At 35.4% G+C, this 24,889-nt stretch carries 19 protein-coding genes; 2 read left to right on the forward strand and 17 right to left on the reverse strand.

Going from position 1 to position 24,889, the window contains the following annotated elements; all coding sequences use genetic code 11:
• Positions 1-123: 123 nt before the first annotated feature.
• The gene (locus JS605_RS08100) at positions 124-870 is read right to left on the reverse strand and encodes a hypothetical protein (RefSeq protein ID WP_203257192.1); all 747 of its coding nucleotides are present in this window, start codon (positions 868-870) and stop codon (positions 124-126) included.
• Positions 871-1,340: 470 nt separating this feature from the next.
• Here JS605_RS08100 and JS605_RS08105 point away from each other — a divergent pair, with 470 nt between their 5' ends.
• Positions 1,341-2,345, forward strand: coding sequence for a PorP/SprF family type IX secretion system membrane protein (locus JS605_RS08105; RefSeq protein ID WP_203257193.1), 1,005 nt, complete (start codon positions 1,341-1,343; stop codon positions 2,343-2,345).
• The gene (locus tag JS605_RS08110; RefSeq protein WP_203257194.1) at positions 2,345-5,416 is read left to right on the forward strand and encodes a gliding motility-associated C-terminal domain-containing protein; all 3,072 of its coding nucleotides are present in this window, start codon (positions 2,345-2,347) and stop codon (positions 5,414-5,416) included. The genes JS605_RS08105 and JS605_RS08110 overlap by 1 nt, the downstream gene beginning before the upstream one ends.
• A gap of 123 nt (positions 5,417-5,539) precedes the next feature.
• Here the strand turns inward: JS605_RS08110 and JS605_RS08115 are convergent, their stop codons facing one another.
• The 16 genes from JS605_RS08115 to JS605_RS08190 all read right to left on the reverse strand — a co-directional run bounded on the left by JS605_RS08115 (position 5,540) and on the right by JS605_RS08190 (position 24,887).
• Positions 5,540-6,247, reverse strand: a complete 708-nt coding sequence (locus JS605_RS08115) for a cytochrome c3 family protein (protein WP_203257195.1) — start codon at positions 6,245-6,247, stop codon at positions 5,540-5,542.
• Between the two features lie 8 nt (positions 6,248-6,255).
• Complete coding sequence (locus JS605_RS08120; RefSeq protein ID WP_203257196.1) at positions 6,256-7,287, reverse strand: ferredoxin--NADP reductase; 1,032 nt, start codon at positions 7,285-7,287, stop codon at positions 6,256-6,258.
• Between the two features lie 8 nt (positions 7,288-7,295).
• Entirely contained in the window at positions 7,296-7,778 is a 483-nt protein-coding gene (locus JS605_RS08125; RefSeq protein WP_203257197.1) for a hypothetical protein, read from the reverse strand.
• An 87-nt stretch (positions 7,779-7,865) separates the two neighbouring features.
• Positions 7,866-8,675, reverse strand: a complete 810-nt coding sequence (locus JS605_RS08130) for a c-type heme family protein (protein ID WP_203257198.1) — start codon at positions 8,673-8,675, stop codon at positions 7,866-7,868.
• Between the two features lie 107 nt (positions 8,676-8,782).
• Positions 8,783-9,196, reverse strand: a complete 414-nt coding sequence (locus JS605_RS08135) for a globin family protein (protein WP_203257199.1) — start codon at positions 9,194-9,196, stop codon at positions 8,783-8,785.
• A 190-nt stretch (positions 9,197-9,386) separates the two neighbouring features.
• Entirely contained in the window at positions 9,387-10,118 is a 732-nt protein-coding gene (locus JS605_RS08140; protein ID WP_317194137.1) for a Crp/Fnr family transcriptional regulator, read from the reverse strand.
• 245 nt (positions 10,119-10,363) lie between these two features.
• Entirely contained in the window at positions 10,364-11,803 is a 1,440-nt protein-coding gene (locus JS605_RS08145) for a rubredoxin (RefSeq protein WP_203257200.1), read from the reverse strand.
• A complete protein-coding gene (locus tag JS605_RS08150) occupies positions 11,803-15,324 on the reverse strand; it encodes a nitrate reductase (protein WP_203257201.1) in 3,522 nt (1,173 codons plus the stop codon). The genes JS605_RS08145 and JS605_RS08150 overlap by 1 nt, the downstream gene beginning before the upstream one ends.
• Before the next feature lie 549 nt (positions 15,325-15,873).
• Positions 15,874-16,539, reverse strand: a complete 666-nt coding sequence (locus JS605_RS08155) for a response regulator transcription factor (protein ID WP_203257202.1) — start codon at positions 16,537-16,539, stop codon at positions 15,874-15,876.
• Positions 16,540-16,588: 49 nt separating this feature from the next.
• Entirely contained in the window at positions 16,589-16,969 is a 381-nt protein-coding gene (locus JS605_RS08160; RefSeq protein WP_203257203.1) for a RidA family protein, read from the reverse strand.
• 15 nt (positions 16,970-16,984) lie between these two features.
• Positions 16,985-18,820 carry an ATP-binding protein gene (locus JS605_RS08165; RefSeq protein WP_203257204.1) on the reverse strand — a complete coding sequence of 612 codons (1,836 nt, stop codon included), beginning with the start codon at positions 18,818-18,820 and terminating at the stop codon, positions 16,985-16,987.
• 15 nt (positions 18,821-18,835) lie between these two features.
• Complete coding sequence (locus JS605_RS08170; RefSeq protein ID WP_203257205.1) at positions 18,836-19,420, reverse strand: DUF4202 domain-containing protein; 585 nt, start codon at positions 19,418-19,420, stop codon at positions 18,836-18,838.
• A gap of 223 nt (positions 19,421-19,643) precedes the next feature.
• Positions 19,644-20,021: a nitrite reductase small subunit NirD gene (gene nirD / locus JS605_RS08175; protein ID WP_203257206.1), complete on the reverse strand. Its 378-nt coding sequence runs from the start codon at positions 20,019-20,021 to the stop codon at positions 19,644-19,646.
• 27 nt (positions 20,022-20,048) lie between these two features.
• Positions 20,049-22,565 (reverse strand): nitrite reductase large subunit NirB, encoded by a 2,517-nt coding sequence (gene nirB / locus JS605_RS08180; protein WP_203257207.1) that lies wholly within the window; start codon positions 22,563-22,565, stop codon positions 20,049-20,051.
• 351 nt (positions 22,566-22,916) lie between these two features.
• Positions 22,917-23,756: a T9SS type A sorting domain-containing protein gene (locus JS605_RS08185; RefSeq protein WP_203257208.1), complete on the reverse strand. Its 840-nt coding sequence runs from the start codon at positions 23,754-23,756 to the stop codon at positions 22,917-22,919.
• 270 nt (positions 23,757-24,026) lie between these two features.
• Positions 24,027-24,887: a glycoside hydrolase family 16 protein gene (locus JS605_RS08190; RefSeq protein WP_203257209.1), complete on the reverse strand. Its 861-nt coding sequence runs from the start codon at positions 24,885-24,887 to the stop codon at positions 24,027-24,029.
• Between the last annotated feature and the right edge of the window lie 2 nt (positions 24,888-24,889).

A 24,889-nucleotide genomic window follows, 5' to 3' on the forward strand; every position in this document is an offset into this window, starting at 1 on the left:
GAGTTGAACTTATTGGTCTTCTTTACAATTAACAGAAGAAAAGAGGAGGAGAACTAAAACGGTCTTTAAGTTAACGGCTTATGAGAACTGTATTTCTTAAATTAGCTTAGAAATACTTGTTTTTTAAATCAGTTCTTTGTTGGCACAAGTATTTTTGTTGGATATAAATTTAAAAATAGAACTTTCATTTAGTTCATAAATTTCAATTTCTATAGTGTCAAAATACCTTTTGATTATATCTTTTAATCTTTTATATTTAGTTTCAGCATTTTGCCCATTTTTTGAATAAAAAATATCTTTTTCATAAAATATAGAATGAATAGGTTTTCGACTTTTATTTCTCAGGACAATAAAACTGCCATTTTCAATATTAAGTTTATTTATTTTACTTTTCTTTTTAGTAGAAAATCGTTTAACTAAAGCAAACGAATTGTTTAAGATTTTTTCAAAACTTGACATATCGACAATGGACGTTGAATCGTTAAAAATTTTGTTAAAATTCAAATTTTTAAATTCAAAATAATGTTCTAATGCGTTACTGTAGCAATTCTGCGCGGCAATTTTTTTTCTGATTAGAATTCCTTGCTTTTCCATTTCAGAAGGGAACCAATCAGTGATTCTGGCCGCTTTTTTAAATTCAACGAGTGCAGAATCAATATTTAAGTCATAAGTCCATTTTCGTATTTGTATAGTATCAGAAATCCATTTCACATTGACTGTAACATAAGGTTTACTTACTTTTAATGTATCCAGAAAACAATAAAATTTAGATTCATGACCTTTCAGAATAAGTTTATTTTGACCGCTAGTTGTTTTCGAAAATAAAGTCAAAACACAAAAAAAAGAACTTATTAATAGACGTGATTTCATATTTGCACCAACGGTTAGATATAGCTTCGTTCTTGATGAACTATATAATTCGGTAAGCGAAGTTCGAGTTTTTATATCAGAAAATCAATACGTATTTATACGTAGTTTTCAATAATACATCATTTAAGAGAAGTTAGTTACGAGCGACGTAGCTACCTTAATTAACAAAGGGGTTGCAACAACTCCCTTTTGTTTTACATTGATAATACGGGAATTAATAACTTTCTGTAATTGTGTTGTGGATAGCTTGCCTACCGGCAGGCAAGCCCGACTTCTCCTGCCCTAAACCTGTAGAGGGTAGCGCCCAAAATATTTAAAAAATGATGTGAATATACTTCTAAATCACTTAAAAAAACACGATGAAATACACGTTTTTAACGTTTTTTTGCATTTTTTATTCCAAAAAACATCCAGACGCAAAAAAATGAGCGTACATAACGTTACCTAATCTCATTAAGCACTAACCAATTTTGAACACCTACTGTTTTAAAGTACCTAAGTGGCGTTGTATAACACCAACTAAATTTATTGCTCCTTTTACATTTTTTTGCATTGCTATACTTGCAAACCTAACGATACATGCGCAGCAAAACCCACAGTTTTCACAGTATTTACAAAATCCTTTTGTTTTAAATCCTGCCATGGCTGGTGTTGAGGATTATGTTGATGTAAACGTAGCATACCGCAACCAATGGACGGGTATTAATGGCGCTCCTAGAACTACTACGTTTAGTATAAACAGCGCTTTATACCCTAACAGGGCTGGCTATTTACCTAATGATGGTGCGACCCACCAAGGGATAGGTGCTTTTTTGTATACCGATGATGTTGGCCCTATTAAACAAAGTGGTTTTTATGGCAGTTACGCCTACCATTTAAAAGTTACCAACGATTGGTTTTTATCTGTAGGTACATTTATTGGTGCTACCCAATTTAAATTTGACGATAGTGATGTAGTTTTAATTGATAACCCAAATGATGTGCTTGTACAAAACGTGTCTAATTTAAATTTTGATATGAGCTTGGGGCTGTATGCCTATTCCAAATATCTATTTTTTGGTGTGGCGGCTAATCAAATTTTTAATAATGATATTCAGTTCTCCGAAACTAATACTGGCGGTACCTTACTACCAAATTACAATATGCTTTTGGGGAGTAGAATTGCTGTAAATGAAGTGACGGAGTTTGTGCCTTTTACACTACTTAAAACTGTAAAAAACGCGCCTTTGCGTTGGGATATTGGTGCCAAACTGGTATACGACAATAAATTTTGGGGCGGCTTAGCATACCGTAATGAAGATGCAGTTGCGGGCTTTTTTGGTTTACGCCTTACAGAAAATCTACTACTTAGTTATTCTTACGATTGGGTTACCACCCAGTTTAGCGGACAACAAACTGGAACTCATGAAATTGTTATTGGTTACCGATTTAATATTAGAAAACAAAATTGTGCTTGCCCTAAATACTCCTTATAATGTTACAAAAACTAAAAATACTTATAATTTGTGTGGTGTGCGTTTTAACAACCTCTGCCACATTTGCGCAAACTGAAAACATGAATTTTGAGTTTGGTAATTTTGATAACTGGATTTTAGATACTGGTGTAAGGCCAAATATTATGGGAATTGACTGGAACCCAAGACCAGCGGCTGACATAGATGTACAAATTGAGCTTACAAGTCCTGCTAGTCCGTTATTTGATGCAAACGGACTTGACTGTTTACCTACAGCACTTAATATTCCTTCGGTTTACCCTGGTGGTCAGTTTTCTGCGCGTATAGGTAATATTGAAGGTGGTAGACGAACCGCAAGAATAAGCAGGACGTTTACCGTTACTGCTGATGAAACGTTTTTGCAATACAGTTATGCTATAGTTCTGGACGACCCAAGCCATACCCAAGAAGAACAACCCAAATTTGTAGTAAACATTAAAGATGCTACTGATAGCATTGTAACTTGTGGACAATTTGAGGCTTTTGCTGGCCCCAATGCAGCTGATAAGGGATTTACCAGATGTGAGCGTTCTAACTATCAAATTTTACCTTGGACTACTGCTGGGGCAGATTTAACACCGTTTATTGGACAACAAATTACTATAGAATTTTTGTCTTTAGACTGTACAAGAGGTGCACATGGTGGTTATGCCTATGTTGAAGCTTCCTTACAACCTTTAGAAATTCAGGTTGAAAATTTATGTGTTAGTGGAGATACCATAACCTTAACTGCTCCTTTAGGATTTACCGAATATTTGTGGTCTAACGGCGAAACCACACGAAGTATTACGGTAACCAATGCACAATTTGGGGATATGTATAGTGTTGATCTTATTTCTAACACAGGCTGTAATAGTTCTGCATCCATTACTTTAGAACCTGTTGAAGCTGCAACTATAGACGCCATACCAGATCAGGAGATTTGTTTAGGAGGTAACGCTTTTGTTCAACCTACTGGAACAAACTTTGGCGATTTTAGATATGTAATTCCTGATCCTGCAAACCCTGGCAATTTTAATGATGTTGTACCTCCTGGAATTTCTGCAGTGTTAAGCCCTACCGTTGATACCACGTATACTGTAATTGCTAGAGACGAAAATGGTTGTGATGGCCCATCTACTACATTTACAGTTACCGTTTTACAATCTAACGAACCGCCTTTCCCAACCGCTGATTTTGAAATAGAACCTGTAATAACTGCAGATGACAATCCTTGCAATACCATACAATTGATAAATTTATCGGGGTATTGTAAAGGTGGGCTCTCGTATCTTTGGGATTTTGGCGATGGCACTACTAGTACTGAAGTAGAGCCCTTACATACATTTCCGCTAACTACTGATGAGGAAACTTATGTTATTACGTTAACCGTTACCGCTGCAGATGGTTTAACGGATTCTAAATCGTTGGAATACACGACTTCTTCTATCACAGCGCAGTTTAGCACATTACCACCAGATTGTGAAACTGTAACGCTTACAAATACAAGTCGTATTTGTGGTGCTTCCATAGCCGATTTCCCTTCTTTTGTGTATACTTGGGATTTTGGAGACGGTAGCCCTAATACAACTACAGACAACTCTGAAGTTAACGTTACACATAATTACACGGTTTCTGGCATGTACACCATTACACTTACTATATCTAACACGGATAACCCTAGTTTAAGCGTACCTGTATACACCGATACTGTAGATATTACCGTAGAAACTAACGTGGATTTTAACCTAACCATCGATTGTTTTGATGTTACTTTTGAAGATATTTCAACACTTTGCGATCCCATAGTAAGTTTAGCTTGGGATTTTGGGGACGGTAGCCCAATAAGTAGCGAAGCAATGCCAACCCATACTTATACGACTATTGGACCACATAGTGTTACGCTTACTATAAATGATGGTAGCCAAGATTTTTCTCAAACTCTTGATGTTTTTCTTAGCCCAAGTACCACACTACCAGATTTTGAATTTGAAATAAACTGTGAGGTTGTAAACTTTACAGACCTTACTAATAGTTGTAACGACCTCAGCTACCAATGGGATTTTGGAGATGGCTCTCCTTTAAACACCTCGCAAAACCCTAGTCATACTTACGCGCCTGATACCACATACGATGTGACACTCACGGTAAATGACGGCACTGAAGATTTTAGTATTACTAAGTCTGTGGCTTTAGTGAGTCCGTTTATGTATGAAACGCCTCAGGATTTAATAGGATGTGCCGAACCAAATATGCCGAATGTAGCTACTTTTGATCTAGCTGCACAACGGGATTTTATTTTACAAAACGTAGCTCCTGATACTCCAGAATTTCCTGTAGTGAGTTTTCATAATAGTGCTGCTGAAGCTGAAATGAATACTGGTGCCTTACCCTTGGAATTTATGAATGCTTCAAACCCACAAACGCTACATGTAAGAGTGGAAGATAATGATGGATGCACACGCTTTTTTTCGTTTTCACTAAGCGTATTTGATACACCAATAGTAAATGCTGTGGACGATATCTTTCTTTGTTATTTAAAAGAAAATACTGTTGGATATGATTTGTCTCAGTTAAATGCTCGTGTTTTTGAAGGCATAGAACAATCTAACATCAACCTAAGCTATCATCTTTTTGAAAATGATGCTTTGTTAGGCGAAAATGATGTTACACAAATAAACCTAAATGCTGGTATAGATACCACAATTTATGTACGTGCGGAAAATGCTATGGCTAACGTATGTTTTTCTATCAGTACATTTTTGATTAGAATGGATAATGAAAACACTGATGTAGAAGACCGTTGTATGCCATTTTTTGCTAATACTATGACACCAAATGGAGATGGCGCCAATGACACCTTTTTTATTAAAAACATAGAAACGTTTCCTAATAACAGGCTTACCATTTATAACCGTTGGGGGAATATCGTTTATGAAGCTTCAGGATATAATAACTCTTGGGGCGGTACTTATAAAGGCGAACCTTTACCTGTTGGTAATTACTACTATTACATGGAGTTAAATGATAACGACAATAGGTCTCATTCTGGATATATTACGATTTTGAGGTAAGCGCCTTGTATCCTTTTAAACAAACTACTCAAACTTACCTTCTGAAATGATAGTATGATAAGGAAGTATTTACCAATGAGAAGGCTCAACTACTTGTGAGTAACGTCTAAAAATAGTAGTTACCTATTCCTCTAGAGTTTTAAGCCATTCTTCTTGGGAAAGGGCTATATACTTTTTATCTGTACCATAAGGATCTTCTCCTCCATCAAAATAAGCTTGTATGGCTTTCATTGGAATGGTATCGCTTAGTTTTTCTGGTACCTCGTATCTGTGATTGCCATGAAAATCGTGACATTGTATACAGGTAAACCATTCTTCTTTTGCTATCAGGGCTTCGTGAGAAATATCCAGAGGATCGTTTTCTACCACTAAATCCTGATGGCAGTTCATACAATAATTGATATTTGCTACCGATACACGCTCTTCCTCATGCTCTGTATGGCAGGTAATACAAGTAGTAGCATCGATGTGTTTTATAGCATCTTTAAATCGTGGTTCTGAGAAACGATACGTAGGATGCCTATCGTTAGGACGATCGTGACATTGTAAACAATTATCTACGGTAACGTCTTGAGTACCAAAATCTACACTACTTTCGCGTGCTCCAAAAGCATGAGACATATTAGATTGTACTTGCTGCATTAAATTGCCTTTAGCATCGGCATGACATGCGAAGCAATTAAGCTGTTCATGTCCAGTATTCATAGGACCAATAGAGACGTAATCTTCGGTAGCATCTAGCGTGAAGATATAGAACAAAGAAACTCCTAGCACTAAGCCTATAATGCCTCCTATAACTTGCCTTTTTCGTAACGGACTTACTTTAAACATACTTTAAACTATATTTCTATTACTACTTTTTCACTTACTGGATAGGTTACACAGGTTAGGATACTACCACCTTCTACCTCATCATCTGGTAATATGTGACCTTCCGTCATTTGTACTTCTCCTTCAACACATTTCCCTTTACAAGTAGAACACATTCCAGATCTGCAAGAATACGGAATAACAATATTGTGTGACATCGCTTGATTTAAAATGGATTTATCCCCACGAACTTTGAAGTTATATTCCTCTCCTTTATGTTTTAGGGTTACATCTGCTAAAAGATTTTTACCCGTAACCTTAACCGTTGGACTTTTAAATACCTCCACCTTTATTTTTTCTCGGGTAATACCGTTCTCCCCCAAGATTTCTTTTATCTTTTCCATATAACCAAACGGGCCACAAATCATATACACATGATCATCTTGATAGGTTATACCGTGTTTTATAAAAATGCGATCTACAACCAATTTTGTGGCTAATCCAGGATGGTAATTGCCTTTATAAGTTGTGTTTCCAGAAACAATGTGGTCTACCTTAAATTGCTCTGAGTATTGGGCCGATAAAGCTTTTATTTCCTCATGGAATATGATAGATTCCATAGTTTGGTTGGCATAAATTAACAGGATCTTAGATTTAGGCTCCTCTGTTAATACTGACTTTACTATAGAAAACATAGGTGTTACACCACTTCCTCCTGCAAATAAAACATACTGTTTTTGATGGTTGTTTTTAGGTTCTATACAAAATGTACCAGCTGGATCATCCACTTGTAGTTTATCACCTATTTTAAGATTATCATGTACATAATTAGACACCAACCCCTTCTCTACACGCTTTACAGTAATTTTTAAGTCTTTATCAGTATAAGGATTACTACTAAAGGAATACGCTCGTTTTTGTATCACACCATCAATAGGTACATGAATGGTTAAAAACTGCCCTGGCTTATATTTCAATTTCTTAAAAAGGTTTCCATTTTTAAAGCAAATACTCATCGCATCATCAGTTTCTTTTATGATGTCTTTTACCAATAATTTCATAAGCTTTTCTATTTATAATAAAACACCATTGTAATATGAAACAACATCATTATAGATACCACCAACGATAGTGCTACATGAGTAATCATCCATCCTTTAAACAGGGCATCACTATTATTTTTCATTACATCTAAATTGAAATACCCCAATAAGGTGTTAGCGAAAAAGATGTAAGATAGCAACAGCAAATAACCATAGCCCATACCCATACTGTGTACATAAAAGAAAATAGGACTTAATGCCCCTACCCACTTATGGATAGCTTGCATTTTCATGGCGTACTTTTTCCACTTTTTTACAGTTCTGGTTAAAGACAACACCCATTGAAATACAATAAAAATGGCCAAAAACAGTCCAGACCAACGCTTGTACATTTCTTCTTCTTGTAGCGCATATAACCAGCCCCATTCCAGTTTTAAAAAAAACTGAAGCAAAAACGCTGATAATAGTACTAATCCAACAATGGTAAATTTATTATTATTTAGAACCATAAAGGAAAAATTGATGATAAACAATTGCAACTCGCTGGATTAAAAGGAAAAATACCAGCGAGATTGCAATCTTAACACTAAACAAAATTATTTGGCAGCCACCAGATGTTTCATAGTTTCATAAGAAGACAGTTTACGCACACTGTCTAGGAACACTTCTGGTGTTGGAAGGTATTTCCCTTCTGCTGGCCATTTATCTCCTATTTCAGGTTTTTCACTTTCTTTAAAAGCTTCTATTTCATCTAAATACTCCATGTAGATATCCACTGTACCTTTTGCATAAGAATTAAGCACAGCTACAGTTTCCTTATAGGTTAAGGAGTCCTTTGGATATTGCCATGTGGTTGCCCCCATTACATCTCCTAATTCCCAATCAGACTTTGTGGTTTGTGGATGCTTGTTATGACATGTTACACAAGCCCCTGCACTAGCTAAATCTGCAAACATAGCTGTGTGCAGTTTTTGCTCTTCATCATAGAAAAATTGTGGTTTTTGATCTTTTTTAATTTGAGCAAACAACTCCGCTTGTTTACCCTCAAACTTATTAGCAGCATTTACTGGGAAATCAGACCCTAGATACAACCCTAAAGGCACAGGACCTTTTCTGATACTTGTTGCAACCCCCCTTAAAAACAATGCAGGTAAAGGTCCCGCTTCAACATCATCCTTTCTCCAGTCTTCATCAAACTTCATTCCCTGTTTTTTACCTTTACCAACAATAGCTTTGGTATACAATGTTCTTGTAACATCGTTTTCTTTTGCTACCATTTCTAAAACCTCTTCTACCGCAAATACTTTTTCTTCTCCTGCTTGGTCTGATTTTTCTTCAGGTACTCCTCCACAAGAATAAAATACTAATGCTAAAGCTGATACGAATAATAATTTAGTAATTTTCATCTGTTAATTTTTATTGTTAGATATGAGTGTGATTTAATTTGCCATGAAACATGTTGGCTAGCATTTTAAATGCTACGCTTATGGCACACCATTAATTTTTGAGCTGATTAATATGCTGCTTCAATCATTACACTAGACATTACGCCATAAACGTCTGTCCAAGCAGTTTTAACTTCTGGAGTAAAATCGTCTCCTAATCCAGCTTCCAGAGTTCCTAGTAAAGCAGCTCCCACTGTGTCATAATGAAAAGCCTCTACCTTATAATCCACATGTCTTTTAGCAAGATCTTTTAATACAGGTATTAACGCCTCCAAATTACTTAATCCTGCTACTGCTGCTGCTAGCATAGACATTAGTTTATTCCCTTGGGTTTTCATAGCTTCATCACTACTTGGAAATAATGGTTTTAAATTTGGATCTAGCTCGAACAGTTTAGTGTAAAATATTTCAGCTGCTTGGGGCGCAATGGGTTTTACCTTTTCAAAAGAATCTTGTACTAATGTTACTGTTTTTGCTTCCATAATTATAATAAGTTAGTCTGTTTATTTAAAAAGTAAGTATTAATACTTACTGTAAACAAAAATAAAGTGTATAACTCTAACTAATTATGAAATACTACAGTAGCAAAACATCTTTTACAACATTACAAAAACTGATAAAACGCAGGAAAATCAATAATTGAATAAAAAAAGGGGTAAAAACTAAGTATAATTAACTATCTAAGAAATAGTTATGGTCGCTTATTTCTTTTCTAAGCATTTGAATGTTATTGATACCTATCTTTTTACCTTGGGCAGAAATTAACTTTTCTTTCTTTAAAGCTGAGAATACACGAATAACTTGCTCTTCAGTAGTACCAGAATAATCAGCATATTCTCTGCGGCTAAGTGGTAAGTTTAAAAAACCGTTTAACTCTCCAAACTTTCTGTGAATGTATAACAAAGAATCGATAACACGCTCTCGAACCGTCATTTGTGAAATAGATTTCACTTTATTCTCACTTCTATTAAGTTCGTTAGCATAAAACATCATCATATCATAAGTAAGCTTGGGATTAGCCATTAGGGTTTCCTGCAAATGTTCTTTTGAAAAATAGTGCAACTTTACATCTTGCAGTGCAATGGCTCCGATGGAATAGAACTCTTGTGTACCAAAACCACGATGACCGATAATTTCGCATGGTTTGGCAAAGCGTACTATTTGCTCTCTTCCATTAATTCCTGTTCTAAATACTTTTACCGTACCACTTTTTAGAAAGAAAAGACCGTTTACAGGAGCTCCCTCCATAATAAACTGTTGTCCTTTTTTACATTTTAATACAGTACTTTGTTGCGCTAAACTTGAACTAAACAATACTTCGTAGTGGTTGTTTATGAGACAGTTTGGATTTTCGCATGTATCACATGCGCCTTCTTTTCTTTGTTCTATTTTACCACTAATCACAATACTAAAAATTGGTTATTCATATAATTCAAACTAAGCAACACTGTGCTTTTATTTTACACCTAATAAAGAATTTCTTGAAACTTACTATCCCTAGGGCAAGCCACAGGAGTATTTCACTGGTTTCATTTTGGCTTTAGGCCAAAAATCGAAATTCTGTATTTTAGATTCCCGTTTTCACGGGAATGACAATTTCAACGGAAACCCCGATGCAAGCATACGGGGAATTCTTTTCGATTAAACAGCTAAGTATTATTTACAAGTTGCAATGTTTTCTTCACAAAACTCTGTTTTGGTGACTCACATAGTGAACATCTATAGGTGTCTGGTAATTTCTCAAATGGGGTATTTGGTGGAATATTTTGCGTAACATCTCCATAAGCATCACTATACACTGTTAAACATTCTGAACATTGGTGCACCTCTTCCTCCCTACTTACTTTTGATACTTCTGGTTGCGTTCCTTCCTCATTTTCATCACCTAAACGTTCAAAATACAATTTACTTAACTCCATTAACAAGCCTGGTAACTCTACCTTATCCACATCCTGAACATGTACAATGTATTCGCGTGTATTTGGATCAAAATTTTTCGCATACAGTAGGTTGTAGGTATCTCGTATTTTAAAGCCTCTTTCTACTTCTGGTTGCCTGTTCTTCTCTACAACAATTGATGTAAAGTTGTAGGTATCACTATCGTAACTGGTAATTCCAAAAGTAAGTCCGTAAGTACTTATATCATTTTGGTCAAAATTTGTTACTAAGTACTTTTTTAAATTTAGCGCTTCTTTATCATTCACAGGAAGGTGCCAATTCATTTCAAGCATAGAATGACGAACATTAATCCCATATTTACCTAAAAACTTTTCCCATTTCAATTTGGAGTGTAGTGGGATACCTTTAACTATAAATGATTTCCAAGGTGTGATGGATATTTTTCCTATTTTATTTTCTGAACACAAATCGCACATGGCTTTTAAAAATGGTAAGTCGTAACGATTGTTTCTCCAATATAGCCCTAACCAGTAGCGATCTGGACCAATACGGTTCATCCCTTCATAATACGGGAAAGGGTAAAAAGGCACTTCTAAAGGTTTATCTACGGTTCTATTATTGGTTTCTACGGCATCATTTACCAAATCAAAAACCATATCTACAGTTTCGGGCTCTTCAATTAAAATATTCTCTACAGCTAGTTCTACCTTATCCATATCCCAACTATAAATCAAAGCTGGATACATTTTGGTTTTTTCCCAACCTGGCAATCGTAAGTATAGATACCAATAATCCTCATGCTCTGAAGCTATAAAATTTACATTACCCGTAAATAATGGTACTAAACGTTGCTTGGGATCTATAACATTAATCCTGAGTTTTGGATCGTGCTTAAACTGTTCTAAAACATACAGGTAACGATCGCTTGTTAACCATGAGGTACTTGGTAAAATTTCTGAAGACACATAGGAAGACGCTATGTTTTCCACACCGTCTCGCTTAGGTTTTACAAATTTTATTTTATCAAATTGACTAAACTTACTTTCATCAATTTGCTCTGGAAAAATGATGTCTTGTCGAGACCCAAAGGATATGGCATCCAAACCTAAACCTTCAGCCGCTTCACATATATACTTTAATTCCCCTGGCGATAATACTCCACCATTAATCATTAATCTGTACGGTTCCATTATGCTAATACTTTTGAATTTTGAAGTATTTCCCTAACTTCTGTTTTACAACTTCCACAGCCTATACCTGCTCCGGTTTTATTACATAACTCTGTAAAATCTGTACACCCTTTAGCTATGGTTTCCTCTATATTTCCTTGCCCTACCTGACTACATGAACATACAAGCTTTCCTATTATTGGTGCATCATTGGATGCCCCCCTAAGCAGAGTATTTCGCTTATCTGCCATTTCAATTTTACTCTCAATCATGGTTTTAAATTCGGCAAATTCGTTTTTATCACCCATTAAAACTGCTCCTACCAAAAGGTCATCTTTTACGATACATTTTTTGTAATAGCGCTTCTTGATGTCTGTGAAAATAATTTCTTCGTAGCTATCATCATGCTCTGGCACACTAATATCACCTATACTACATAAATTCAAATCATTGAATTTTAAGATATTCATTAATACAGAACCATTATAGGAACTACTAATGTCTCCAGCTATAAAATTAGCTAAAATATTAGCTTGTTCTTCTGCTGCTGATGTAATACCAAACAATTGATTGTTGTATTCGGCAATCTCTCCTATGGCAAAAATATCTGAATGGGACGACTGTAAATGTTGGTTTACCTTAACACCCCTACTACACTCTATTCCATTTGCCCTAGCAATATCTACATTAGGAATTGTACCTATGGCGTACACAATGGCATTGGCTGTAATGTACTTTCCGCTTTTTAAAGTAATGTTTAGTTCTCCTGTATCTTCATCATCAAACACTGTACTTACTTCATTATCAAAATAAATTTGAATGCCGCGTTCTTGCACATCCAAAGCTAACAGCTTACTAGAAACTTTATCCAGCTGACGCTCCATTAAACGCGATGCACGTTGTATAATGGTTATTTTGGCATTTTTATGCTTCATGGCCGCTGCTAACTCTAAACCAAGTAATCCACCTCCCACAATAACCACATGTTGTTCCTCTGGAGGCAAACCTGTGGCATCTAAGTGTTTTTTAAACTTATCTGCATCAATTTTATTACGCATGGTAAATCGCCCTGGCAAATCTATCTGCACATCTTTTGGTACAAAAGCCCGGCTTCCCGTGGCTAAAATTAATTTATCAAACGCATGCGCTAACCCCTTACTATCGGTGACTACCTTATTTTCCTTATCTATCTTTGAAATTGTGGTTTCAGGGTATAGGTTTATATTAAGTTTCTCTAACTCTGCTTTTTTAATTTTTAGAAGCTGTTCCCATGATAATTCCTCTGTGACATACTCTGGCAACAGTACCCTATTGTAAAATAGGTTAGGTTCCTTTGAAAACACATGAATTTCGTCAGTTGCATTTTGTTCCCTGTAATTCTGAACAAAACGAAATGCAGCAGCTCCAGCACCTGCTATGATAATTTTTTCGGCTTTCTTTTTATATTTTGAAACTATTACACGCGTAAACTTAAAGTCTGGCTCTTTGGATGTTGGGTCTACGTGTGTGTTAGTTAAATTATTCGTACGGTTTAAGGTACTCTGTAATTGTTTTCCCCAGTGCATTGGCAAGAACACCACGCCTTTTTTTATGTTATCGGTAACTTTAGCACGCACCCTTACTTCTCCATTTTCGCTTTTTATTTCTGCGATATCTCCATCTTCGATTTTATATAAATAGGCATCTACCGGGTGAACCTCCAATACTGGCTTGGGGTAATGCGTTTTTAAACGCGACACTTTACCAGTTTTAGTCATGGTATGCCATTGATCTCTGATACGTCCTGTTGTTAAAATTAATGGATAGTCATCGTTTGGCAATACCGATGTATTCTCTATGGTACTTGGCACATTAAACTTTGCTTTTTGAGATGGTGTGTAAAATTTTTTATCTTCAAACAGTCTGGATGTACCTTGATGTTTATGCTCTGGAACTGGCCACTGGAACGTACCTTCGTTTTTAAGCCTGTCGTAATTTAAGTAAGACACATCAATATTTGTACCCTTTGTCATGGAAGCGTACTCATCATAAATCTCACTAGCACTATTAAAGTTAAAGCCTCTAAAGCCCATTCGTTGTGCGAAATCGCAGAAAATTTCTACATCTGGCCTTGCTTCTCCTGGAGCTTCAATCTCTTTTGGTAGGTAGGAAATTCGTCGTTCAGAATTCGTCATCGTACCTTCTTTCTCCAGCCATGCTGCTGCTGGTAGTACTAAATCACCAAAAGCAACTGTATCTGATTTATGAGATATATCTTGAACCACAACAAACTTTGCGTTTTTCATGGCTTTTTCTACACGATTTAAATTTGGTAAGCTTACTAGAGGGTTTGTACATGCAATCCAAACCGCTTTCATTTTACCACTTTCCAAAGCATCGAACATTTCGGTTGCGGTTAATCCTGGTTTAGGATTAATTTGTTCTACACCCCAAAACTGAGCTACTTCCCTACGATGCTCTTCGTTCATTAAATCTTTATGAACTGCTAAAAGATTTGCCATTCCCCCTACTTCTCGTCCACCCATAGCATTGGGCTGTCCTGTTAACGAAAATGGCCCCGCTCCTGGTTTTCCAACTTGACCTGTAATCAGGGATAAATTTAATAACGATACATTTTTATCAGTACCCACGACACTTTGGTTTAGCCCCATGGCCCACATACTGATAAACCCTTTAGACAGCCCAATGATATCAGCTGCTTTTCGTATGTCTTTCTCTGAAACACCACATAGTTTTGACGCTTGCTTAAGTGATGTTTTAAAGATTAAATCTTTATAATCTTGGAAGCCTTCTGTGTAATTTTTGATAAAATCTTCATCTATTAAACCACGCTTGTATAAACATCTTCCAATGGCATTATACAATACCACATCAGTTCCTGGCAATAGTTGTAAATGTAAATCTGCAAAGTTAGCTGTATCTGTTTTTCTAGGGTCTACAACTATAATTTTTACATCTGGATTTTCCTCTTTGTGTTTTTCTAACCGCCTGAATAATATAGGGTGGCACCATGCTGGGTTTGCTCCAGTAATCAAGAAGGTATCTGCCAATTCAATATCTGCGTACGAAATAGGTACGCTATCTTCTCCAAAGGTTTTTTTGTAACCTACCACAGCTGAACTCATGCACAATCTTGAGTTCGTATCAATATTGTTAGTACCCAGAAAGCCTTTAGTTAGCTTATTTGCTATGTAATATTCTTCGGTTAAACTCTGCCCAGAAACGTAAAACCCAACACTATCTGGACCATGCTTTTTTATTATTGATTTAAATACGCTGGCTGCCCTGTCTAGAGCATCATCCCAACTCACTCGCTCTCTTGGATGCGATCTGCTCCAACGCATTTCAGGATATAAAATCCTATCGGAAGTATCATTTGCCACGTAATGCAAGTTCATACCCTTAGAGCACAACATACCCTTATTTACAGGATGGTCTTTGTCGCCTTCTACAAATACTTGATTATTGGCATCTTTTTTAACAATGATTCCACAGCCAACTCCGCAATAAGAACAAGTAGTTTTTACTTCGCTTTTTATCATTTCAAACCAACATTTTATACTAATTACTATAATTTATTTCTCTCAAGCAAACCTTGTCTTTATTATTCTGGATAACGTAAAAAAGACCTTTTAAATTTAATTTTTGATAAAAAACTGTATCTAATATTAAAGTTTTAACTTAACAGAAAAGGTATATTACCATACTTACAAATCTACGTATTAATACTTAATTTTAATATTAAATTTCAAGTATACATTAATTTATGCGAAGTTGATAATTTGAGGATATTGATTTTATGGATGTTGTAAAATCAAAAGAAAAAAGAGGGAAATTTTAATAAAATACTCAATCGAATAATGAAAAAACGCTAAAAATAGATGGCATTACTAGTAGGGCCCAACCATTAATAAAAATATTCCTAGATACAATGCTTCTATCATTGAAATCTATTGTCTCACTTTTTTAATATTGTAAATCAACTAAAGTATGGTAATTGGTAAAAAGAATATTCCCAAATATTTAGGGTTTTCTTCAATAAAGTTTACCGAATAATCTTCGTGTTGTTTGAATAATTGATTATTTTCAGACTACACTAAACCAAATTCCTTAGCCTTATCCGTTAATTCTTTTAAATTAGACACCTCTAACTTTTTCATCAAGTTAAAACGGTGTACCTCTGCAGTACGCTTACTTATTTTAAGTTCTTCGGCTATATCCTTGTTGTTCTTTAATTCTAAAACCAAACTTAAAATTTGTTTTTCGCGCTTTGTTAAATTAAAAGGGTCTTCTTTTGGTAGCGCTCTTGGTGTTACAGCAACGTTGGTATTGCCATTAACGAAATTATTCATGATAATCGCAGAAACATCACCTGTAAAATACTTGCCTCCTGATGCAACTTTATTTAATGCTTTTATAAACTCTTCTTTACTGGCGCCTTTTAACAAATAACCGTCTGCACCAGCCTGAATGGCCTGGACTACGTATTCCTCGGAATCGTGCATGGATAGCACTAATGTTTTCACATCTATACCTGATGTGTTAATCTCTCCAACTACCTCAATTCCAGTCTTCTCTGGCATTCTAATATCAACAATAAGTACATGCGGTTTGTTTTTGCTAATAACCTCCAGTGCTTCTTTTCCGTTTGAAGCTTCATCAATAACTTCTATTCCTGTTTGATCTTCAAGCAATGCCCTAATCCCATCTCTAACCAAAACATGATCGTCAGCAAGTACTACATTAATTTTATCCATATAATAGGTTTATATCACAAAAATAAGAATTTAAGTAATATTACGTATTTTAATCTTTTAAAGCCGTAACTTGAATTTCAATTTTCATGTTTTTATCAGCTAATCCAGCTGAAAACATAGTAGCTGCGGGCTTGATTTTACCTAGGTATTTCTTAAGTATTGGCCAACAGCTTTCAAAGTCTGAAGCATTTGGCAAAATATACGTAACGCGAACAATATCTGACAAACTAGCACCTGCTTGCTCCAAGGTACTTTTTATATTGATTAAACATTGTTCTGTTTGCTCGACTATATCGTCACTAATCGTCATGGTGTCATAATTATAACCCGTGGTTCCTGATACAAAAACCCAATTATCTTGTACTACCGCCCTAGAATATCCTATATCATCTTCAAATGTTGAACCTGTACTTATTAGTTTTCTTTTCATCTTAAACTTATAATTTTATTTCCCTAGAGTCCTACTTTCATTTAAAGGAATATTTAAAGTAACACGAGTTCCCTTACCTGCTTCAGAAGTTAAAAATAATCGTCCATCTATGTACTTTATGCGCTCTTGCATAAAGGTCATTCCCATACCTCCATCCCCAGTTTTTATCTTTTTTACTTTATCTGGATCAAAACCTTTACCATTATCATCAATAACAACACTCAACATACTTTTACTATGAGATAAAGAGACTATGATGTGGGTAGATTCTGCATATTTTATAGCATTATTAATTGCTTCTTGCGTTATTCTATAGATATTGATTTCTGAAAGCGAATCTAGCCTTAGATTAAAATCGGTTTTATTAAAAAGCACTATTTCCTTTCCTGTTAATCGCCCCAATTCTTGTGTTAATTTGGTTAGTGCAGGTACTATTCCATGGTCCGTTAACTCTGGTGGTGTTAAATTAAATGTTGCCGTTCTTACTCCTTTAATAATATTGGCTGCCAGTTCTTTTAGGTGTTCAATCTTAGCAGTGGCTTTCTCTACATCTTTAGTATCTATACTTTCTAAATTATACTTCAAACCTGTTAGCATTTGCCCTATACCATCATGCACATCCTTAGCGATACGGTTTTGTTCCTTTTCCTGATTTTCAATAATCTTACTAGAAATGATTTTTTGCTGATTCATTTTTTCCTCAAAACTCTTTTCAGTAAGTCTATCAATCTCTAATTGCGCCACCTTACGTTCTGTGATTTCTGATGCAATAATCAATAGCTCAGGCTTATCTTCTATGGGACTGTAAGGTATTACCGCCATTTCTAACCAAACAGTGTTTCCTGCACTTGTTGTGGCTTTAACTTCTCCTTGCCAACCTGTTTTCTTAAACTTAGTTATGATACCCTGGATCCCCTCTCGTTCACTTTCTACATCAGATAAAATGTCCCAAAACAATGCGCTATTGTTAAATTTTGAAAACTTAAATAGTCTTGAAAACTTATTACCCATGTGAATTAACTGTCCATTTGGCGTAATTCTGGCAAATAGTAGGGTATTATCCATTGCCCTAGTTAAGGCACTTAACTCTTGTATGTATTTCTCTTTTACTTTATTTAATTCCTCTGCGTCAAAAGCCATTTTTTTGGCTTTTTTCTCTGCCCTTAGCAGTTCTGCCAAAGTATATCTTACAGATTTTGCTGCAGGCCAAAAAATATAAATAAACTCACCTAAGAGAATTAATAACGTTAGCCCCATTAGCAATAACTCCAGCTTACCTAGCCAAGCCACTTTCTCTTCGGCTTCTTTATCGTACTGATTCACGATGGCGTCCATTTGCACTAAAAAATCCCCTTCGTAAGCTCTTACTTTATTAATATCTAAAACATAACTGTTTAAGGGAAGAGCGGGTTCATTTTCAATTTTTCTTATAATAGATTTGGAGGCGTTACTTATGGAATCGAAAACAGGATTTAAAACTCTAAATTTTTGAGCAATTACTTGACTATTTTGCCTAGGCAAACCTAGACTGTCGTTACCTTGCTGTAAAGCATGATGTGATAACTCCCAAAGCGCCAATGTTTCTTTTAAATCTTCTTTGATAATAAAACCATCTTCTCGCCTCTTGATATTTAGTAGTGAAACTGCATCTTTGGCTAGTTTTTGGCTTAACATACGCTGTCTCCCAGCTATATTAATAACCCTAGAGTCACTTTCTTGACCCCTTAAATGTGTACGTACCAATATCTGGCTAATAATAACAGAAAGCGCTATGGTGCTAAAGCCAATAATGTACAAACGGCGTAGTTTATCAAAAGTCCTTTGGTCTAATGAATTACCGCTTTTTGCCATATTATAACTTAAAGTTTATGCTATTGCTTGTTTAACTAAGGCTAACCCTTTTTCCGAAAAGTTTAGTTTTAAAGCTTCTTGCTGTCCTTCTTCTGACATTTTAACCCAGGTCTTTTTGAGAATATCTATAACCTTTTCATCTGGGTGTTTCTCCGCAAATTCCTCAAAGTAATAATCTAAAAACACCAAGCAAATGGTATCTTCTAGAGCTTGAGATTCTTCGTTTTTTTTAATAAGTTTTTTGAGAATTATTTTTCTAATTCTATTATCAAATTGCTCATCATAGCCCACTTGTTTTAGTATCTCCGACGTTAAATCGGCATGCATTTTCTTAAGTGTTTCACGCCATTTTAAATATCCAACACGATCCATCGGGTATTCATCCCTCGGGATTTTCCATCTACATATATGTTGCGCTCGCGCTGCAATTTGCAATGCTTTAGACGCATCTGGTTTAAATTGTAATAACTTGCGTGTCATCCTTTGGGAATACAAAAGCTCCTTAGGATATTCAATACCAGCAACTTGATATGTATTTATGTCTTCTGAATTCACCTTATCAATAAGAGCGATAGCTGTTTCAAAACGTGTGGGCTTCATATAGTTATGTATGTTTAAACACTATGCAGCCAATATACATAATTACTTTTCTAATTAAATAGTATATTTGGGATTTTTAAAAAGGAAATTAACTAAACTAATACAACCATTACCAAAGCCCTTGCGGTAACATGGAGAACATTTGGAATTTGTCTTAGTATTTAATAACCTTTTAAGTTTCAGTTCTACATATTATTACCGCATGCTTTGGTACCTAACTATTCTATTCTGAGAAACCTACATAAACAAATCCTGCTTCAATTTTTACAGGGTATGTAGCTATGGCATCTAAATCTCCATTTAAGTTTTCTCCATTTTCTAGAGAAAATGTTTTTTTATGTAACGGACATGCTACTTTCGGGATGCCTTTGTCATCCCCAATCATTCCTCTACTCAATACCATTTCCATTTTATGGGGACATAGATTTTGACATGCATACCACTTACCTAATCGTTCAAAATTAAACACTGCGATTTGTTTGTCCTTATACTTTACACAAGCTCCTCCGTCTTTAGGAAAATCTTCTGTTGATGCTGCTTTAAACCAAACGGTAACATCTTCTACTTTTGTTGCGCTATATTTATCTAGAATTTCTTCCATATTGATTTTTAATTTTTTGTTAGATTATTACACCCAAGGTTCTGGCATTTTTTGGTCTCTCATTGGTACGAAAACCAAGTTATCATCTTCCTCTTCACTATTGACAAAATGATTGAAACGTTTCATCATTTCTGGATCATTAACTGCTTGGGTCCACTCACATTCAAACTTATTTACCAAAGTTTGCATTTCCTTTTCAAGGTCTTCAGCTATTCCCAATTTATCCTCAATTATAACCTCTTTAAGATACTCTAATCCACCTTCTAACTTTTCTTGCCATGCAGCTGTACGTTGCAAGGGTTTTGCTGTACGCATGTAGAACATCAGGTATCTATCCAAATACTTAATTACGGTGTCGTTATCTATTTGTTCTGCAAATAACTCTGCATGTCTTGGGTTTGCTCCACCATTTCCTCCTACATATAAATTCCAGCCCCCTTCAACAGCTATTAAACCAAAGTCTTTTCCTCTTGCTTCAGCACATTCTCTTATGCAACCAGAAACACCTCCTTTTATTTTGTGAGGGGCTCTAATACCTCGGTAACGATTTTCTAATTCTATACCAAAACTCACACTCTCATCCATACCGTAGCGACACCAAGTTGACCCTACACATGTTTTTACGGTTCTTAATGATTTGCCATAAGCATGCCCACTCTCAAAACCATGACTAATTAATTCTTTCCAAATTAATGGTAATTGATTTAATGTTGCTCCAAATAAATCGATACGCACACCTCCCGTAATTTTGGTATACAAATCGTATTTCTTAGCTATTTCCCCTAGGGCAATTAATTTATCTGGAGTAATTTCTCCCCCTGGAACACGAGGTACTACTGAATAAGTACCATTACGTTGGATGTTTGCCAAGAACCTATCGTTAGAATCCTGTATTGCGTATTCTTTATTAGCAGTATCTGCATGAATTGAAGCCATAAGAGAAGCTACAACAGGCTTACATATTTCACAACCATGTCCGCCATTTCCATGACTATCTAATACTTCGTTAAATTTAGTATAGCCTTTTACTTGTATTATTTTGTATAAGTCTTGTCTGTTATAATCAAAATGCTCACAAATAGAGTCCTTAACTTCGATACCTAATGACTTTAATGTTGCATTCGTCAAGTCTGCTACCATAGGCTTACAACCACCACAACCTGTACCTGCTTTTGTACAGCTAACTACATCTCCTAAATCGGTTGCTTCCCCGCTTTCTATAACACCACAAATTTGACCTTTAGTAACACTTTCACAGGAACACACTTGCGCCTCGTCTGGTAAATCCATCACATCCCCCAAAAGAGCACCTCCTTCACTTGCTGGTAAAATTAATTGCGCTGGATCTTCTGGTATGGCCATTCCATTGAGATAAATTTGATGTAACATACTGTAATCTGCCGCATCTCCAACAAGAATACCTCCTAGTAGCTTTTTACCATCGTGACTTACATTAATACGCTTGTATAGATGCTGCGTTTTATTTTCAAATATGATAGAGTGTCCTTTATCTGCTGGCATGAACGGCTCTCCAAAACTTGCTACATCTACCCCTATCAATTTTAATTTGGTGGACATGTCAATATCAGCAGGCATTTTGGTTTCAGCTTCTCCAATAATTTGTTTTACGGCTATTTCTGCCATATCGTAACCAGGAGCGACCAAACCATATATCATTTGGTTGTATAATGCGATTTCCCCAATGGCGTAAATGGAATCATCTGAGGTCTTCATTGTATTGTCCACAATAATACCACCACGAACACCAACTTCCAATCCACAAGCGCGCCCTAGTTCATCACGCGGACGTATTCCCGCAGAAATAATAAGCATATCCACATCAAGCCTATCATCCTCTCCAAACTCCATTCCTGTTATCGATCCGTTACCCAATATCTGATTTGTTGCTTTGCTCAAGTGAATGTTTAAACCGATAGATTCCAGTTTCAATTTTAAAACCTGAGAGCTACGAGAATCCAACTGTCTTGGCATTAATTTAGGGGCAAACTCCACAATATGAGGCTCTAATCCCATATCTAAAACAGCCTTGCCTGCTTCTAAACCTAGTAACCCTCCACCAAGTACAGCTGCTTTTCCATTAGACTTTTCTGCTTTTATTTTAGCAGCATAATCTAGCATACCTTCTAGATCCTCAATAGTTCGGTAAACAAAAACCCCCTCTTTTTCAACACCTTTTATCGGCGGCACAAACGGTACAGAGCCTGTAGCTAATACTAAATAATCGTAGCTAAACTCCCTATCTTTAGCGGTTGTAATGGTTTTTGCTTTACGGTTGATGTCTGCAACACGTTCTCCTGTGATCAAGTCTACGTTATTGCCTGTATACCATTCAGCAGGGGCCATTTCCAAAGCTTTAGCATCCTGATTTTCAAAAAATTCACTGAGATGTACCCTATCGTAAGCCGGTCTTGGTTCTTCTCCAAAAACAGTTATTTTGAAGTTCTTACTTTCTTCTTGGGCAACAAACTTCTCACAAAATTTGTATCCCACCATACCATTACCTACTACAATGATGCTTTTCATAATTACGTATTTTACAACAAAACTAAGTATAAATACGTATTTTTTAATCTGAAAAACTAATTAATTTACGTAGAGTGGCAATTATTGAAGATTTCGCAAATTGGAATATCAATAATTATTTAATAAAAAAATTATAGGTTTAGTTTTTGTGGAAATCTAAAAAATAGATTCTTATAATACTCTAAATAATATTTGAAGCATAAAAAAAGCCCTTAGGATTAACTCCCAAAGGCTTATCTTTTCATAATGATTGGTTACAAAAGAAACTAATCAATCTCTCTCTACTCCTACTTTAGAAAATTACAAACGGAGTTTTCCTTGATTAATTCCTTAAATGTTAGTGTGTGCTTTTTACTGCTTCACTAATTTTTTACTTATAGTGGCTCCTTTATCATCAAGGATTTTAACTATGTATAATCCAGATGATAAATTACTCATGTCATACTCATTATCTATTTTAGAAATATTTTTCACTCTACTTCCTAACATATCGTAAAGTACTACATCTGTGATGTTTACATTATTTCTAGCAACAATTCTAAAGTTAGATTTAGAAGGATTTTGGAATACTGATATACTTTCTTCTAAATTGAATTGATCATTGCTCAACAAAGGGTTAGAATCTAAAATTTGAATTTGGTCTATATACCCAAAAGCGCTCGTATTGTCTAGTATTTGACCTGCAGGATCATTTTCAAAGCCCATATCTGGATGGAACGATAATCTAAACAAAGTGCCTAAAGTGAAAGAAGTAGCTGTATCATCGTCATCCTTAATTTCAAAAATAATTTCCTGCCATTGATTGAAATTAGTATATGAATTTAGTGCTCTAACTATTTCAACTCCATTGGAAGCGTCATCTGGTGCATCAAAACGAAGTCCTAAATCTGCCTGAGCAGGAAAATGCACCATCATACTTAAATATTTAGTATCGGAAGAGGAAATAGCTATATCATTCACATCAATACCTCTAAATATCCACCACTGCCCCCCCGTTCTTCTAAATTCAAGACAATTTGCTGTTGTATTTAATCCAGTTTGGTTAGGATTTGTGACCACTGCTGAAGTAATACCTCCTCCTTCATTAAGTAAATTTCCTGATCCAGATTCAAAGTCATCCACCATGGTTTGCGTAAAACCATAAAAAGTAAATAAAGAAAAGAGTAAACTTAATAATGTAATTTTTTTCATAATGTTATTATATTTAGCTTGTTAATTATCCTCTAAAATTAGACAAACTACATGGTGTTTAAATGGATAATAATTATGAAAACCTAGACAATATTACTCTTTTAATGCAAAAGAAAGATTAATCTCACATACGCATAACACTCTATTTAACAACATCATATAACTAATACTCGCAAAACATATATTATAAAACATGTAAAAAGCTACCTAAATAACTAGATAGCTTTTTCTAAATCATGAACTCTAAATATTTTCTGTAGAGAAGACAGTTTATTTCATACGCCAAACTCTAATATAGTCCACCTCAGCTTCAGTGAAATCTCCAATATTTCTTGACGTGAAATTAGCTGTCCCTCCAAAGCTCGCTCCTGTTGATAACCATAAAAACTCATTAACTTCTGGCACCCAAATACCTTGATACCTAGTCATGAACTTACCATCGTAATAAACTTCCAAATTATTTTCTTTCCACAACAATCCGTAAACATGATAACCATCATGTATATCTGGAGCGTCCCACCTTCTTGTATTGGCTCTATGAGATGATCCATAACCATCTATATGTACCACGCTTTTAGTAAAATCTTCAACCCAAGCGGACTCGAAAACGTCAATTTCCGCACCGTCATTTCCTGTACCGTCTATGTTACTCATGTTTTCTCCTTGAAGCCATAGCGCTGTATGGGTACCAAACATAGTCTCAGCAATTTTTATTTTAGCTTCTATATAACCATAAGTAAATTCAAATTTTTGATAAGTATAAACACCACCACAATTCATGGCATCATTACCAACTTTCTCACTTTTAAGCACCAAATTACCATTTCTATAGCTTACATTTTCTGGCTTCCAAAACCATTGGTTTACACCTATGCCTGGTCTAGCATTCCTGCTTCTTGTTGAGTTATTCTTAGTCCATTTTGTAGATTCAAACTTATCAAAGTTATCTTCAAACATTAAGGTCCATCCACTGGTATTTACCGAATTTAAAAGTGGTTTAGCCACTGCAGCTGGGTTATCCCCATCATTAAACTGCTCATCTTCTGGAGAGGTTTTATTATCCTCAGAACATGACAATAGTAACGTAACAGTTATAAACGAACAGCTAAAAATCAATCTTTTTATTTTCATAG

Origin of the sequence: Hyunsoonleella ulvae, assembly GCF_016827605.1 — a bacterium.
Taxonomy (GTDB): domain Bacteria; phylum Bacteroidota; class Bacteroidia; order Flavobacteriales; family Flavobacteriaceae; genus Jejuia; species Jejuia ulvae.